The organism is Cellulomonas sp. P5_E12 (genome assembly GCF_054049315.1).
The window spans coordinates 38,940-53,598 of the sequence record NZ_JBFUMP010000011.1; the positions used below are offsets into that span (position 1 = coordinate 38,940).

13 protein-coding genes are annotated in these 14,659 nt (G+C 73.4%); 4 read left to right on the plus strand and 9 right to left on the minus strand.

The window, feature by feature from the left end; translation table 11 throughout:
• Positions 1 to 20 precede the first annotated feature (20 nt).
• A complete protein-coding gene (gene dinB, locus ACXJKA_RS10990) occupies positions 21 to 1,292 on the minus strand; it encodes a DNA polymerase IV (RefSeq protein WP_456825240.1) in 1,272 nt (423 codons plus the stop codon).
• A 22-nt stretch (positions 1,293 to 1,314) separates the two neighbouring features.
• A complete protein-coding gene (locus ACXJKA_RS10995; protein ID WP_456825241.1) occupies positions 1,315 to 1,785 on the minus strand; it encodes an SAV_6107 family HEPN domain-containing protein in 471 nt (156 codons plus the stop codon).
• A 99-nt stretch (positions 1,786 to 1,884) separates the two neighbouring features.
• Here ACXJKA_RS10995 and ACXJKA_RS11000 point away from each other — a divergent pair, with 99 nt between their 5' ends.
• Entirely contained in the window at positions 1,885 to 2,763 is an 879-nt protein-coding gene (locus tag ACXJKA_RS11000; RefSeq protein WP_456825242.1) for a spermidine synthase, read from the plus strand.
• Between the two features lie 45 nt (positions 2,764 to 2,808).
• On the opposite strand, the gene ACXJKA_RS11005 is transcribed toward ACXJKA_RS11000, so the two are convergent.
• From ACXJKA_RS11005 to ACXJKA_RS11025, 5 genes are all read right to left on the minus strand, one after another.
• Positions 2,809 to 3,012, minus strand: coding sequence for a cold-shock protein (locus ACXJKA_RS11005; RefSeq protein WP_055921997.1), 204 nt, complete (start codon positions 3,010 to 3,012; stop codon positions 2,809 to 2,811).
• Positions 3,013 to 3,275: 263 nt separating this feature from the next.
• Positions 3,276 to 4,211, minus strand: a complete 936-nt coding sequence (locus ACXJKA_RS11010; protein ID WP_456825243.1) for a proteasome assembly chaperone family protein — start codon at positions 4,209 to 4,211, stop codon at positions 3,276 to 3,278.
• A gap of 71 nt (positions 4,212 to 4,282) precedes the next feature.
• A complete protein-coding gene (locus ACXJKA_RS11015) occupies positions 4,283 to 4,660 on the minus strand; it encodes a response regulator (RefSeq protein WP_456825311.1) in 378 nt (125 codons plus the stop codon).
• A 77-nt stretch (positions 4,661 to 4,737) separates the two neighbouring features.
• The gene (locus ACXJKA_RS11020) at positions 4,738 to 6,306 is read right to left on the minus strand and encodes a sensor histidine kinase (RefSeq protein WP_456825244.1); all 1,569 of its coding nucleotides are present in this window, start codon (positions 6,304 to 6,306) and stop codon (positions 4,738 to 4,740) included.
• Positions 6,303 to 7,481: a PP2C family protein-serine/threonine phosphatase gene (locus ACXJKA_RS11025; protein WP_456825245.1), complete on the minus strand. Its 1,179-nt coding sequence runs from the start codon at positions 7,479 to 7,481 to the stop codon at positions 6,303 to 6,305. Before ACXJKA_RS11025 ends, ACXJKA_RS11020 begins: the two co-directional genes overlap by 4 nt.
• A 245-nt stretch (positions 7,482 to 7,726) precedes the next feature.
• Between ACXJKA_RS11025 and ACXJKA_RS11030 the strand changes: the two genes are divergently transcribed.
• On the plus strand, positions 7,727 to 9,973 hold the full coding sequence (locus ACXJKA_RS11030) for a HelD family protein (protein WP_456825246.1): 2,247 nt from the start codon (positions 7,727 to 7,729) through the stop codon (positions 9,971 to 9,973).
• Positions 9,974 to 10,046: 73 nt separating this feature from the next.
• Positions 10,047 to 11,246 (plus strand): phosphoglycerate dehydrogenase, encoded by a 1,200-nt coding sequence (serA, locus tag ACXJKA_RS11035; protein WP_456825247.1) that lies wholly within the window; start codon positions 10,047 to 10,049, stop codon positions 11,244 to 11,246.
• A 78-nt stretch (positions 11,247 to 11,324) separates the two neighbouring features.
• On the opposite strand, the gene ACXJKA_RS11040 is transcribed toward serA, so the two are convergent.
• Positions 11,325 to 11,525 (minus strand): DUF5302 domain-containing protein, encoded by a 201-nt coding sequence (locus ACXJKA_RS11040; RefSeq protein ID WP_456825248.1) that lies wholly within the window; start codon positions 11,523 to 11,525, stop codon positions 11,325 to 11,327.
• Between the two features lie 117 nt (positions 11,526 to 11,642).
• Between ACXJKA_RS11040 and ACXJKA_RS11045 the strand changes: the two genes are divergently transcribed.
• Complete coding sequence (locus tag ACXJKA_RS11045) at positions 11,643 to 12,665, plus strand: aldo/keto reductase (protein WP_456825249.1); 1,023 nt, start codon at positions 11,643 to 11,645, stop codon at positions 12,663 to 12,665.
• Here ACXJKA_RS11045 and ACXJKA_RS11050 read toward each other — a convergent pair.
• Positions 12,662 to 14,653 (minus strand): S9 family peptidase, encoded by a 1,992-nt coding sequence (locus ACXJKA_RS11050; protein WP_456825250.1) that lies wholly within the window; start codon positions 14,651 to 14,653, stop codon positions 12,662 to 12,664. The genes ACXJKA_RS11045 and ACXJKA_RS11050 overlap by 4 nt on opposite strands.
• Positions 14,654 to 14,659 lie beyond the last annotated feature (6 nt).

Consider the following 14,659-nt stretch of genomic DNA (forward strand, 5'->3'; position numbering starts at 1 on the left):
TTGTGGACCTGCGTTCGGGTTCAGGATAGATCCGCCGGAACGAAGGTGGTAGTCGAGTGGGAGGTTACTCCTCTCGGCTGTGAAGTCCCGGCCTCGATCGACCCGCGACCGAAGCGGTCACGCACCACGTCCATCACCCGCTCGGCGTCCCGGCGCGCCCGGAAGGGCTGGTCCGCCTCGTCGAGCGTCGGTTGCCGGACGACCGACGCCGCAGGTGAGAGCCCTTCGGCCCGGACACCCACCAGCCGCACCGGCAGACCCGCGAGGTCGACCCCCGCGAGGAGCTCGCGCGCCGCCAGGTACAGCTCGCGCCCCACGTCGGTCGGCGTCAGCAGCGTGCGCGAGCGGGTGAGCGTGCGGAAGTCCGACGTGCGCACCTTCACGGTGATCGTGCGGGTGACCAGGCCGTTCCTACGCAGCCGGACCGCGCACCGGTCCGCCAGCTCGCGCGCCTTCTCCTGCACCAGCGCCAGGTCGGCGACGTCCACGGCGAACGTCTCTTCCGCGCTGAGCGACCGCTCCTCGCGGCCCGGCCGCACGGGGCGCGGGTCCCGTCCCCAGGACAGGTCGTGCAGGTGCGCGCCCGCGACCTTGCCGACGGCGTGCTGCACGGTGGACACGTCGCTGTCCGCGAGCTCCGCCACGGTCCGGATGCCCCACCTGGCCAGCGCCGACTCCGTCTTTTCACCCACCCCCCAGAGCGCCCCGACCGGCAGCACGCGCAGGAAACCGACCGTCGCGGCCCGCGGGACCAGCAGGACGCCGTCCGGCTTGGCCTGCCCGGAGGCGAGCTTGGCGACGAACTTGGTGGACGCGATGCCGACCGAGCACGTGATCCCGAACTGCTCCCGGATCTGCCTGCGGATGATCTGGGCGATGACGGTCGGTGGTCCGAGGCGGCGGCGGGCGCCGGCGACATCGAGGAACGCCTCGTCCACGCTCACCTGCTCCACGAGCGCCGTGACGTCGCCGAGCACCCGCATGACCCCCGCCGAGACCTCGTGGTACGCGTGGTGGTCGGGCGCGACGACGACGGCGTGCGGACACTGACGCAGGGCGACCGACATCGGCATCGCCGCGTGCACGCCGAAGGCGCGCGCCTCGTAGGTCGCCGCCAGCACCACGCCGCGGGATGCCCCGCCGACGATCACCGGCAGTCCGCGCAGCTGGGGCCGGCGTGCGACCTCGACCGACGCGAAGAACGCGTCCATGTCGACGTGCAGGATCGAGCAGCCGAGCTCGTCACGACCCCAGTCCCGCTTCGCCTCGGCCGACCGGGGTCCGCGGCTCATGCCACGGCCCCGCCGCCGGAGCTCACGAGGCGGCCAGGACGCGCATGCTCAGCGTCCGGCCGGCCACAGCTTCCGCCCCCTCGTGCACGAGGCCACGGACCGCGTCGACGAAGTCCTCGGCGGCGCACACCGCCTCCTCGCCCCGCTGCGGACCGACCAGCTCGAACCTCCCGGCCTCCACCGCCGACCGCAGCGAGGCGGCCTCGGCGAAGTAGGTGGACCACGACATCAGCTCGGGCGCGACCGCCCCGAGCATCGCCCACACCGTGCGCGGCKCCCCGCGGCCCGACGGCGTGCCGCGGAAGGCGACGGCGGCGGCCCCGGCGCGCAGGGCGGCGAGGTGCGCGTGGGACAGCTGCTCCCACGGTTCGGTGGAGAACTGGGCGGCGAGCAGCTCGGCGTCCGCGCGACCGAGGAGCTCGAGCACGCGCGCCGGGACGGGCGCTCCCGGGATCGCGCCACCCGTGCCGTGCTGAGCGAGCCGCTGGTCCATGCCGCCGTCCCCTTCCGCCTGCCGTCCATCCCCGTGGTCCCAGTATCGAACACCTGTTCGATGCCGTCAAGCCCATCGTCGGCGCCGTAGCGTGTGCCCATGGCCGCCCGCGACCGCTCCGCCCGACGCAGCCCAGGCTCGCACCGACCACCCACACGGACCGCCGCCCGCGCGCTGTGGCCCACGGGACCCCTGCCGATCGCCACGGGCACGGTCGAGCTGGTCCGCGACCCCGACGACCCCGACGGGGTGACGGTCCTGGTCAACGGCGTGCCCAGCTCCTACCTCGACCTGGTCGACCCCACCCGGCTCGACTTCGAGTACATGCAGCAGATGGCCGCGGTGATCGAGCGGGTCGGCGACGCGGGTGGCCCGCTCGACGTGGTGCACCTCGGCGCCGCGGGGTGCGCGCTCGCCCGCGCGGTCGACGCATCACGGCCCGGTTCGCGGCAGCTGGCGGTCGAGCTCGACGCGACGCTGACGGAGCTCGTCCGCGGGTGGTTCGACCTGCCGCGCTCCCCCGCGCTGCGGATCCGCGCCGGCGACGCGCGCGCGGAGCTCGAGAAGCTGGCCGACTCGTCGGCGGACGTCATCGTCCGGGACGTGTTCGCCGGCGACAGCACGCCGGCCCACGTGCGCACGCGGGAGATGGTCGCGCACGTCGCGCGCGTCCTGCGCCCCGGAGGCGTCTACCTCGTCAACTGCGCCGACCGGCCGCCCCTGGCGGCGGCGCGGGCGGAGGTCGCGACGCTGCGGGCGACCTTCGCCGACGTGGCCGTCGTCGCCGAGCCCGGGCTCCTGCGGGGCCGCGGCTACGGCAACCTCGTGCTCGCCGCGACCGACGACACCGAGCTGCTGGGCGCGCCACGGCTGGCGCGCGCCATCCGGAGCCTGCCCGCGCCGGCCCGGCTGCTGCACGGGGACGAGGCCACGGCGTTCGTCGGGAGGGCCCCCGTCCTGGCCGACCCGGAGGCATGACGAAGGGCCGCACCCGAGCGGGTGCGGCCCTTCGCGATCAGATGATCAGATCGGGCGGACGCTCTCGGCCTGGGGGCCCTTGGCGCCCTGCGTGATCTCGAACTCGACGCGCTGGCCCTCGTCGAGGCTGCGGTAGCCCGAGGAGTCGATCGCGGAGTAGTGGACGAAGACGTCGGCGCCGCCGCCGTCCTGGGCGATGAAGCCGAAGCCCTTCTCAGCGTTGAACCACTTGACAGCACCCTGTGCCATGTTCGTTTTCCTTCTGTCCAACCGGTGACGGCGCGGACCGTCTGCCTGCGCCGTGCCGCAATGCCTCACGTCCCTGCACCGGGTGGCCCAGCCGAACGAACGACGGGTCGGAACCGACCCCCGAGCCTGTGGTCCGGGGGACGACGCCGGTCGAGCGAGTACGTCACTGCAACGTGTGCATCCTTACATCGGGCGCGCGGGCCGCGCCACGGTTTCGCTCTTCCGGCGCACAGGGTTTGACAACGATCTGGTAAAGACGAGCGTCAGATCGCGGGGCCCTCGTCGCCCTGCTGGGCCAGGAAGCGCTCGAACTCGGCGCCCAGCTCGTCGGCCGTCGGCAGGTCCGTGGACCCCGCCAGCAGGCTGGTCCGGCCGATGTTGCGGGTGAACGAGTCGTACTGCTCCTCGAGCGCGTGCACGACCGCGGCCACGTCCTCCGACCCGGTCACCTGACGCTGGATCTCCTGCATGGCCTCGTCGGCCGCCGCCGTGAGCGACCCGACCTGCAGGTCGAGGCCCGTCGCGCGCTCCACGTTTGTCAGCGCCGCCTGGCTGGCCTGCGGGAAGGCCGACTGCGCGAGGTAGTGCGGCACGTGCACCGCGAAACCCACCGCATCGTGCCCCGACTGACCCAGCCGCAGCTCGAGCAGGGCGCTCGCGCTGGCGGGCACCTGCACCGTGCCGAACCACGAGGTGTGGTCGGCGACCAGCTCGGGCCGGGTCGCGTGCGCCGTGACCGACAGCGGGCGCGTGTGCGGGATGCCCATCGGGATCCCGTGCACGCCCACCGTCAGCGGGACGTCGAACCGCTCGACGATCTGCCGCACGGCCGCCACGTACCGCTCCCACTGCACGTCGGGCTCGACGCCGTGCAGGAGCAGGAACGGCACGCCGCTCGCGTCCTGCACCAGGTCGACGACCAGCTCGGGCTCGGTGTACGAGGACCACGTCGACTGGTCGAACGTCATGACGGGCCGCCGCGAGCGGTAGTCGAGCAGCTGGTCGACGTCGAACGTCGCCAGGCGCGTGGTGGGCAGCTCGTCGACCAGGTGCTCCGCGGCCAGCTGACCGGCATTGCCTGCGTCGACGAAGCCACGCACGGCGTGCACGAGGACGGGGCCGGCGCCGTTCACGGTCCGCGCCTCGACCTGGGCGGCGACCTCAGGGTCGACGTCGTAGATCTCGCTCGGGTTCAGCATGGGTGTCCGCTCACTTCCGTCCGGTCCGGGTTACCGGGGACAACGCCCACCCCCGACGAGTTCTTCCCGGGTCAGCGACCGGGGAGCCGGACGACCTCGACGAAGAACTCGTCGATCTGGCGCACGACCTCGATGAACCGGTCGAAGTCGACGGGCTTGGTGACGTAGGCGTTCGCGTGCAGCGAATAGCTGCGCACGACGTCCTCCTCCGCCTCCGACGTGGTCAGCACGACGACGGGGATGGACCGCAGACCCGCGTCGGCCTTGAGGGCCTGCAGGACCTCGCGGCCGTCCATCCGGGGCAGGTTGAGGTCGAGCAGGATCAGGTCGGGCGTGGGGGCCTCGGCGTGCTCGCCCTCCTTGCGGAGGAACTCCAGCGCGCTGACGCCGTCCGAGACCACCGACAGGCGGTTGCGGAGCTTGTTGTCCTCGAACGCCTCCCGGGTCATCAGCACGTCACCGGGGTCGTCCTCGACCAGGAGGACGTCGATGATCTTGGTGCTGTTGGGCACTGGGGCTCTCCGTTTCAGGCGTGGTCGTCGGCAGCGGGCAGGGTCCAGTGGATGCTGGTGCCGACGCCGTCGGGCTGCTCGATCCAGATGCGACCGCCGTGGAACTCGACGATCTTCTTGCACAACGAGAGCCCGATGCCGGTGCCCTCGTAGACGTCCTTKGCGTGCAGACGCTGGAAGATGACGAACACCCGTTCCGCGTACTGCGGGTCGATCCCGATGCCGTTGTCTCGACACTCGAGCTCCCAGGATTCTCCCACGCGCCGCGCGCTGAGGTGGACCGTCGGCGCACGGTCGGGGTGGCGGAACTTGACGGCGTTCCCGACGAGGTTCTGGAAGAGCTGGACCAGCAGCGGCTCCTCCCCCCGCACCACCGGGAGCTCGTCGTGCGTCACCACCGCACCGGACTCCGTGACCGCCTCGCTGAGGTTGTCGAGCGCGCCCGCGAGCGCCGCGCCGAGGTCGACGTCGGTGACCTCGCCACCGACCCGCCCGACGCGCGAGAAGCCCAGGAGGTCCTGGATGAGCTGCTGCATGCGCTTGGCGCCGTCGACCGCGAACCCGATGTACTGGTCGGCGCGCTCGTCCATCTGCCCGCCGTAGCGCTTCTGCAGAAGCTGCGTGAAGCTCGCGATCTTGCGCAACGGCTCCTGCAGGTCGTGCGAGGCGACGTACGCGAACTGCTCGAGGTCCCGGTTGGAGCGGCGCAGCTCCTCGGTCTGCTCGGTGAGCAGGTCGTGGGCCGTCTCGAGCTCAGTGCGCGAGGCCTGCAGAACCTGCAGCTGGTCGACGAGCGCCACCCGCATCCGCTCGACGTCGCCCGCGAGCGCGGCGATCTCCCCCGGTCCGACGGTCTCGACGGGGTGCAGCAGGTCACCCGACGACACCGCTCGCGCATCGGTGGCCAGCGCGTCGAGGGGTTCGAGGATCCAGCGGCGCAGCGTCACCCACAAGGAGACACCCAGGGCGACGGCCGCCAGGACGAGCAGACCGACGGTGGCGCCCGCGATCGTGGTCCACACGTGCAGCTCGTCGAGGGCGTCGGCACGGCGCTCGCGCAACAGGTTCGTGTAGCCCTCGGCGGCCACGCGCGCCTGGTCGAAGAGCATCCGGCCCTGCTCGATCTCGTCGGCCGACACCGCGCCCTTGCCGCCGGCGCGGACCTCGGCCATCACCGGGGCGGCGAAATCCTCGTTCCAGGCCCGGGCGGCGTCGGCCGCGGCCTGCGCGGCGTCCGCGACCTCCTCGTCGTCCCCCTGGGCGGCGTCGGCCGCCAGGCTGCGGAACGGGAGGTCGTCGGCGATGGCACGGTCGTAGGGCTCGAGGGTGATCGGGTCGCCCGTGAGCGCGAAGCCGCGGATCGCGGTCTCGGCGTCGATGAGCTGGATGTAGGCACCGTCGGCGAGCGTGATGGCGTCGAAGTACGTCTGGGTGACCGCTTCCTGGCGATCGACGAGCCGGACCAGCACGAACGCGGTGCCGAGGACGACGACGACGAGGGCCGCGCCGGCGGCCACGATGAGCGTGCGCAGGCGCCGGCGCAGGGTCGTGGGACGCCGCACGGGCGTCGTGCCAGCGCTCACGCAGACCATCCGAGGACCACGACGGCGGCATCGTCGACGAGGTCGCCGCCGTGGAGCGCGCGGACGTCGTGCAGCACGCGGTCGACCAGCTCCGCCTGCGGCGCCGCGCTGACCGCCCCGTCGACGATGCGGAGCAGACCCGTCTTGCCCACGCGGTCCGAGCCGCCGGCGACCGTGGCCTCGAGGACACCGTCGGTGTACAGCAGAATGCGCCACGACGCGGGGAGCTCGAGGCGCACCGGCTCCCAGCCGCCGCTGACCGGGATGCCGAGCGCACGACCGCGGCCGTGCGTGGGCAGCAGCGTCGAGGGCGTCCCCAGCAGCAGCGGCACCGGGTGGCCGGCCAGGTACAGGTCGACCGAGCCGCGGTCCGCCGCGACGTCGAGCATCGAGACGGTGGTGAAGATCTCCGGCCGGGCACGCTCGGACATCAGGACCCTCTCGAGCAGGCCGAGGATCTGCACGGTCGGCACCTCCGCGAGGACCAGGGTCCGCCAGGCCGTGCGGAGCGTGGCACCCAGCGCGGCCTCGTCGGGCCCGTGCCCGCAGACGTCGCCGACGAGCGCCAGGACCGAGCCGTCCGAGCGCTCGACGACGTCGTAGAAGTCGCCGCCCAGCACGCCGTCGCGTCCTGCCCGGTAGCCCACCCGCACCTCGAGCTGGTGGTCCACGACGGACGGCGTCGGGAGCAGCGCTCGCTCGAGCCGGTTGACCTCCTCGGCACGGATCAGGCTGCGGTACAGGGCGCGGTCCGTGTCCTCGAGGCGACGGCGCTGGATGGCGTACCGGATCGACCGCCCCAGCAGCTCACCGTCGACCTCGCCCTTGACCAGGTAGTCCTGGGCGCCCGCCGCCACGGCCGCCAGGCCGACGTCGGTACCGGACAGTCCGGTGAGGACCACGACCGCAGGAGCGCCGGCGGCGAGCAGCCGCTCGAGGGCGTCGATGCCGATCGCGTCCGGCAGGCCGAGGTCGAGCAGCACGACGTCGACGTCCAGGGCGTCGATCGCCTCGTCCAGCGTCCGGACCCAGGACAGGTGGACGCGCAGGCCGGCGTCGTCGAGGTGCTCGCGCACCAGGACCGCGTCGCCCTCGTCGTCCTCGACGAGCAGCAGGCGGATCGGCGCGGCGGCGGTGACCGGGTCCCGGGGCGCCACGGTGCGTGCCTCGCTCAACGGGCCTCCTTCCGGCCGCTCGCCCGCCACTGCTCGACAGGTCCCCCGAAGCGTAGGGTGCGCGCCCCACCCCCGCGCGCCATCTCACCCGCTGCGGGCCCGGACCCACCCGGACGGACGTGTGCAACCGGGCCGCGGACAACGGATAATGGACGGCCGCTCCGCCCGCCGCGCCGTCCCTCGGCCGCGGTCGCGGGAGACGCAACGCACGGCCGGGTCGCCCCGGCGGAACGGAGATCGCCCAGGTGGCAGGCATGGACAACGAGCTGACCGGTGAGCAGCAGGTCGTCGACCAGCTGTACGGGCGGCTCGACGACCTGCGAGCTCAGGTGCGGGCGCGGCTGGCGGAAGTCCGCCGCGAGGGGCCGTCGGGCTCGCCGCAGAACCGCAGCGAGCGGGATGCTTTCGCCACGCTCTACGAGGACCGCATCGCGCAGCTCGAAGCCGTCGAGGAGCGTCTCGTCTTCGGTCGGCTCGACCTCGACGACGACTCGCGCCGCTACATCGGGCGGCTCGGGCTGACCGACGAGGAGCAGTCGCAGCTCCTGACCGACTGGCGGGCACCGGCGGCGCAGGCGTTCTACCGTGCGACCGCGGCGCACCCGGACGGCGTCGTCCGCCGTCGCCACGTGGTGACGCGCGGCCGCACGGTGACCAGCGTGGAGGACGAGGTCCTCGACCTCGACCTGCTGACGGACGACTCGGGCGAGCGGCTGAGCGGGCTGTCCGGCGAGGGCGCGCTCCTGGCGGGCCTGGCGGCCGGACGCACGGGCCGGATGGGCGACATCGTCGCGACCATCCAGGGCGAGCAGGACGCGATCATCCGCTCCGAGCTCGGCGGCGCACTCGTGGTCCAGGGCGGGCCCGGCACGGGCAAGACCGCCGTCGCGCTGCACCGCGCCGCCTACCTGCTGTACGCGCACCGCCGCATGCTCGAGCGCTCCGGCGTGCTGCTCGTCGGCCCCAGCCGCACCTTCCTGCGGTACATCGACCAGGTGCTGCCGTCGCTCGGCGAGACGGGCGTCGTCACGACGACCGTCGCGGAGCTGTATCCCGGCATCCAGGCGACCGCCACCGAGGACGAGGCCGTCGCGGAGCTCAAGGGCCGCGCCCTGTGGGGCGGCGTCATCGCCCGCGCGGTACGCGACCGTGAGCGGATCCCGACGCAGCCGGTGCAGGTGCGCGTCGACGGGCACGACCTGGTCGTCCGACCGAACGACATCGCGGCCGCCATGGCCCGCGCCCGCCGCAACCACAAGCCGCACAACCAGGCGCGCGTCTCGTTCGTGCGCGACATGCTGGCCCGGCTCGCCGAGCAGTACGTCGTCCAGCTGGGCGGGGACGTGCCTGCCGACGAGCGCGGCGAGATCATCGAGGAGCTGCGGACCACCCGCGAGATCCGCGTGGCGCTCAACCTCGCGTGGATGCCGATCACGCCGCAGAAGCTCGTCGCGGACCTGTGGTCCAAGCCGCACCGGCTCGCCTCCGCGGCCCCGCAGCTCACGCCGCAGCAGCGCGCGATGCTGGTGCGCGACGCGGACGCCCCGTGGACCCCGGCCGACGTCCCGCTGCTGGACGAGGCCGCGGAGCTGCTGGGCGAGGACGACCAGGCCGCCCGCGCCGAGGCCCGTGCCGCGTCCGAGCGCCGCGCGTCCGAGCTCGCGTACGCCCGGCAGGTGCTCGAGTCGACGGGCAGCGGCGGCATGGTGTCCGCGGAGATGCTGGCGGACCGGTTCGCGGTCACCGGCCCGACGCTGACCACCGCCGAGCGTGCGGCCGCCGACCGCTCGTGGACGTACGGGCACGTCGTCGTGGACGAGGCGCAGGAGCTGTCCGCGATGGCGTGGCGCTCGCTCCTGCGGCGGGTGCCGACGAGGTCGCTGACCATCGTCGGCGACGTCGCGCAGACCACCGCGACGGCCGGCGCGCACAGCTGGGCGGCCCAGCTGGATCCCGTGCTGCGCACGTCGTGGCGGCTCAACGAGCTGACCGTGAACTACCGGACGCCCGCCGAGGTGGCCGACACGGCACGCCGGGTCGCCGTCGCGGCCGGCCTGCCGGTGAGCCCGCTGACGTCGGCGCGGGACGTCGACGACTCCCTGGTCGTCGAGCGCACCGCCGACGTCGTCGGCGCCGTCACCGAGCGCACGGAGAAGCTCGTGGCCGAGGTCAGCGACTCCTCGGGCGCCGGGCGCATCGCGGTGATCGCCGTCGACGCCCGGCTCGAGGCGATCGCGGACGCCCTGCGTGCGGCGGGTCTGCGGCCCGCGCTCGGGACCGGGTCCAGCGCCGCCGACCTCGACGCACCGCTGGTCGTGCTGACCCCGCGGGAGGCCAAGGGGCTCGAGTTCGACGTCGTGGTGCTGGTGGAGCCGGCCGAGGTGAGCGACGCGAGCGCCGGCGACCTGTATGTGGCGATGACCCGACCGACGCGCGCCCTGCACGTATTCCACGACCGCCCGCTCCCCCGCGGCTGGGGCGTCGAGGGCTGACAGCGGCGTCTCACGCGTGTCCGAGGGCCGGACCGGTCTGGGCCCCGGGAGCCGCGAGGCGCACCATAGGGGCGTGCTGAAGGCCCTGCTGCTCGAGAACCTCCACCCCCAGGCTCGCTCGATCCTCGAGACGGCCGGCTTCGACGTGACGACCCGCACCGGGGCGCTCGACGAGGCCGAGCTGATCGAGGCGCTCGACGGCGTGCACCTGCTGGGCATCCGCTCCAAGACGCACGTGACCGCCGAGGTGCTCGCGCAGGCGCCCTCCCTGGTGACCATCGGCGCTTACTGCATCGGCACCAACCAGATCGACCTCGCCGAGGCGGCGTCGCGGGGGGTGGCCACGTTCAACGCGCCGTTCTCCAACACCCGCTCCGTGGTGGAGATCGCGATCGCGGACATCATCTCGCTGACCCGTCGTCAGACCGAGCTCGACCGCGCCATGCACGACGGGATCTGGAACAAGTCGGCCACCGGCGCGCACGAGATCCGCGGCCGCACGCTCGGGATCATCGGCTACGGCAACATCGGCACCCAGCTGTCGGTGCTGGCCGAGAACCTCGGCATGTCCGTCGTGTTCTACGACACGGCCGAGAAGCTCGCGCTGGGCAACGCGCGCCGCATGGACACGCTCGACGAGCTGCTCGAGACGGCGGACATCGTCACGCTGCACGTCGACGGTCGCAGCGGCAACGCCGGCCTCTTCGGTGCCAAGCAGTTCGCGCGGATGCGCCCGGGCGCGGTGTTCCTCAACCTCTCGCGCGGGTTCGTCGTCGACTACGCCTCGCTGCGCGACGCCATCGTCTCCGGCCACGTGGCCGGAGCGGCCGTCGACGTGTTCCCCGTGGAGCCCAAGCGCAAGGGCGACCCGTTCGAGTCGGAGCTGCGCGGGCTGCCCAACGTCATCCTCACGCCGCACACGGGCGGATCGACCGAGGAGGCGCAGGAGGCCATCGGGCAGTTCGTGTCCAACAAGGTCCGCGACTACCTGGCCACCGGCTCCACCACACTGAGCGTCAACCTGCCCAACCTCGCGCTCGAGCAGCGGCCCGGCGTGCACCGCCTCGCGTACCTGCACCGCAACGTGCCCGGCGTGCTGGCCGCGGTCAACGCGACGCTCGCCGAGCACGGCGTGAACATCGAGGGTCAGCTGCTCACCACCCGCGGGGAGCTCGGCTACGTGGTCACCGACGCCGGTGCGCCCGTCGACGCCGCGGTCGTCGAGGCCCTGTCGTCGCGGCCCGAGTCCGTGCGGTTGCGCCTGCTGTCCTGACGGTCCTCATGCAGGAAGGGCCCGACCGCGTGCGGTCGGGCCCTGCTGCTGTGTCCGTCAGGCGGAGCATGTGTCCTGTCAGGCGGAGCCGGACTTGCGCTGGAAGCGCCGCTGCGACGGTCCCGCGGTCTCGGAGCCGTGGACCTGACCGGTGTTGGCCGAGCCGTCCGCGGTCCGGTGCTGGTTCGACTTCTTGCGCTCGAGCGCCTCGCGGAACTTCGCCTTCGTGTCCTCGGTCACCGCCGCCTCCGTGGTCGCCGTTCCTTCGTCCTTCGCCATGGCGTCTCCTGTCGATGCGGTGCAGTCTGCCGACGGACGTCTGCGCCCGCGACCCGCCCAGCCTGACCGACTCCCGCCCGTGGYGCCACCTCTTCTCACCCCGGGTAGCGTCGGAGCGTGCCCGACGCCCGCTCCCTCGCCAGCCGKGACGCCGGCGGCCTGTCCTGGCCGGTCGTCTCCCTGGGCCTCTGGCAGAACTTCGGCGCGGCGACACCGTTCGAGGACCAGCGCCGGCTCGTGCTGCACGCGGTCGACCGCGGCGTCGTGCACCTCGACCTCGCCAACAACTACGGCCCTCCGCCGTTCGCCGCCGAGGAGTCGGTGGGCCGGCTGCTGGCCCGTGACCTGCGCGGTCGTCGCGACGAGCTCCTGATCACCACGAAGGCCGGCTACCGCGCCTGGCCCGGGCCGTACGGCGAGCACGGCTCCGCCAAGTACCTGCGCGCGTCGCTCGACCAGTCGCTGCGCCGGCTCGGCCTCGACAGCGTGGACGTGTTCTACAGCCACCGGTTCGACCCGACCACGCCGCTCGAGGAGACGCTCGGCGCCCTCGACCGCGCCGTCCGGTCGGGAAAGGCTCGGTACGCGGGGATCTCGTCGTACTCCGCCGAACGGACGGCCGAGGCGCTGACCGTGGCCCGGTCGCTCGGTCTGCGGCTGACCGTGCACCAGCCCGCGTACTCGATGCTCAACCGGTGGATCGAGCAGCCGGGCGCCGACGGGCGCTCCCTGCTCGAGGTCTCCGGCGAGGCCGGCATGGCCGTCGTCGCGTTCTCGCCGCTGGCGCAGGGCATGCTCAGCACGCGGTACCTGCACGGCGTCCCCGCCGACTCGCGCGCCGCCCGCGGCGGCCCGTTGCGCACCGAGTGGCTCACCGACGAGGCGCTCGGCCACGTCCGTGCCCTCGACCAGATCGCCCGCGCCGGCGGTCGGACGCTGCCGCAGCTCGCGCTGGCCTGGGTGCTCCGCGACCCGCGCGTCACGTCCGTGCTGGTCGGCGCGCGCACCACCGACCAGCTCGACGAGAACCTCGCCGCCGTCGCGCTGCCCCCGCTGACCGACGCCGAGATCGCGGCGATCGAGCCGCACGCCGTCGATGCCGGCATCAACCTGTGGGGCGTGCGCTCGAGCGACCGCTAGCTCACGGGGAGGTGCTTCTCCCACCAGCGCAGCACGTGCTCGAACCGCGCCCGACGGTGCTTCGGGTTCCCCGACCGCGAGAGCTCGTGCCCCTCGCCCGGGAACAGCAGCAGCTCCGCCTCCACGCCGCGGCGCTTGAGCTCGACGAACCAGCGCTGACCCTGCTCGACGGGGCAGCGCCAGTCCTGCTCGGAGTGGATGACCAGGGTCGGGGTGCGGACGGCGCCGACGTGGGCCATCGGCGACTGCGCCGCCACCCGTGCCGCGCCGTCGTCGTCCGCGGTGTCCCCGAGGTAGGCGGTGCCGAAGAACCAGCCGATGTCGCTGGACCCGACGAAGCTCACCGGGTCGAGGAAGCCGCGCTCGACGATCGCCGCGACGAACCTGTCCGTGCGCGTGGTCAGCCACGCGGTGAGGTACCCGCCGTAGGAGCCGCCCATGACGCCGACTCGCTCGCCGTCGAGCGCGGGATCCTCGAGCGCAGCGCCGAGCAGGGCGAGGACGTCCTCGGTGTCGACCGTGCCGAAGCCGCCCTGGATGGCGAGCCCGTGGGCCCGTCCGTAGCCCGACGACCCGCGCGGGTTGCCGAACACCACCGCGTACCCCGCCTCGGCCAGCACCTGCACCTCGTCGAAGAGCCCGTGCGTGTACTGGGCGAACGGACCGCCGTGGATCATGAGGATGGTCGGGTGGGGGCCCGCGCCGAACCGCTCCTGGTCGGGCGTCACCACCCATCCGTGCACCTCGTAGCCGTCCGCCGCGGTGGCCAGCAGATCCGTCGGCACGCGCACGCGACCCGTCGCCCGCAGCGGCGCCGAGAGATCGGTGCGCACGTCGACGGCGCCCGTGCCGAGGTCGAGCGACAGCACCTCGCCGGAGGAGTTCGGCGACGAGGCGACCACGACCGCGCGCGCGGCGCCCGACGCCACCGCGGCGCCGGAGACGACGAAGGTGCCGCCGACCAGCGTCGTCGCCGTGCCGTCGGACGCGAGGCGCACCAGGTGCTGGGCACCACGACGCTCGACCCCGACCACCGGGTCCCCGTCGACCTCGACGAGCACACCGGTGAGCTGGTCGGCGTCCAGGTCCGTCAGCCGTTCCGCAGGACCGGCCGCTCCGCCGAGCGCGAGCCGGTACAGGCCCGTCTGGGCTGCGACGAAGTCCCGGCCGGTCGGCCCGAGGTCGCTCGCGAGCAGCCACAGGGTCGAGCCGTCCGCCGACGGCAGCACCGAGTCGACGCCCAGCGGGCTTCCCGCGTCGGCGTCCGTGAGCGGCACCGGCGCCGCCGGGTCGCCGTCCGGCGCCGAGCGGACCAGAACGGCGTCGCTGCGCAGGTCCGACTCGCGCGTCGCGTGCCGGAACGAGACACCGACCAGGGCCTCGCCCGACGGCAGCCACCGCGCGCCGGAGACGCCGACCTCTCCGGCGGTCAGAGCGACGGCGTCCGGCAGGGCAGCCGGCCGCTCGCCGTCGGCCGGGACGTCGACGACGAACACGTGCTGCGGGCGGTCGCGCAGGAAGCCGACGCCGTCGGAGCGGTACTTCAGCTCGGTGATGTGCCGGGGATCTTCCGCCCCCGGCTTGCCGTCCGTCTCGTACCGACCGGACTCGGGAACACGGGCGACGAACGAGATCCGCGTGCCGTCGGGCGAGAACCGCGGCTCGGCGGCGCCCAGCGGCGCATCGGTCAGCTGCACGGGCTCGCCGCCGGCGGACTCGACGAGGAACACCTGCGGCTTGCCGTCGGGCTCGGCCCGCAGGAACGTCACCCACCGGCCGTCGGGCGACACGTCGGGAGCCGTGTCGCGGTGGCCGCGGGTCAGGGAGCGCGGAGGTTCGTCACCGACGAGGTCGACCGACCAGAGGTGGCCGGTGTACTCGTCGCCGGTCAGGTCGGGCCGGAGGACCGAGACGATGGCGCGGGTGCCGTCGGGAAGGACGGCGGGCGGACCGGGGACATGGAGGAGCTCGAGGTCGGTGGGAAGCACCCGACG

What these genes read in the sequence shown, in the direction of transcription:
- dinB (WP_456825240.1), bottom strand. Translation starts at nt 1,292, where the DNA reads ATGAGCCGCGGACCCCGGTCGGCCGAGGCGAAGCGGGACTGGGGTCGT.
- ACXJKA_RS11000 (WP_456825242.1), top strand. Translation starts at nt 1,885, where the DNA reads ATGGCCGCCCGCGACCGCTCCGCCCGACGCAGCCCAGGCTCGCACCGA.
- ACXJKA_RS11005 (WP_055921997.1), bottom strand. Translation starts at nt 3,012, where the DNA reads ATGGCACAGGGTGCTGTCAAGTGGTTCAACGCTGAGAAGGGCTTCGGC.
- ACXJKA_RS11010 (WP_456825243.1), bottom strand. Translation starts at nt 4,211, where the DNA reads ATGCTGAACCCGAGCGAGATCTACGACGTCGACCCTGAGGTCGCCGCC.
- ACXJKA_RS11015 (WP_456825311.1), bottom strand. Translation starts at nt 4,660, where the DNA reads ATGACCCGGGAGGCGTTCGAGGACAACAAGCTCCGCAACCGCCTGTCG.
- ACXJKA_RS11040 (WP_456825248.1), bottom strand. Translation starts at nt 11,525, where the DNA reads ATGGCGAAGGACGAAGGAACGGCGACCACGGAGGCGGCGGTGACCGAG.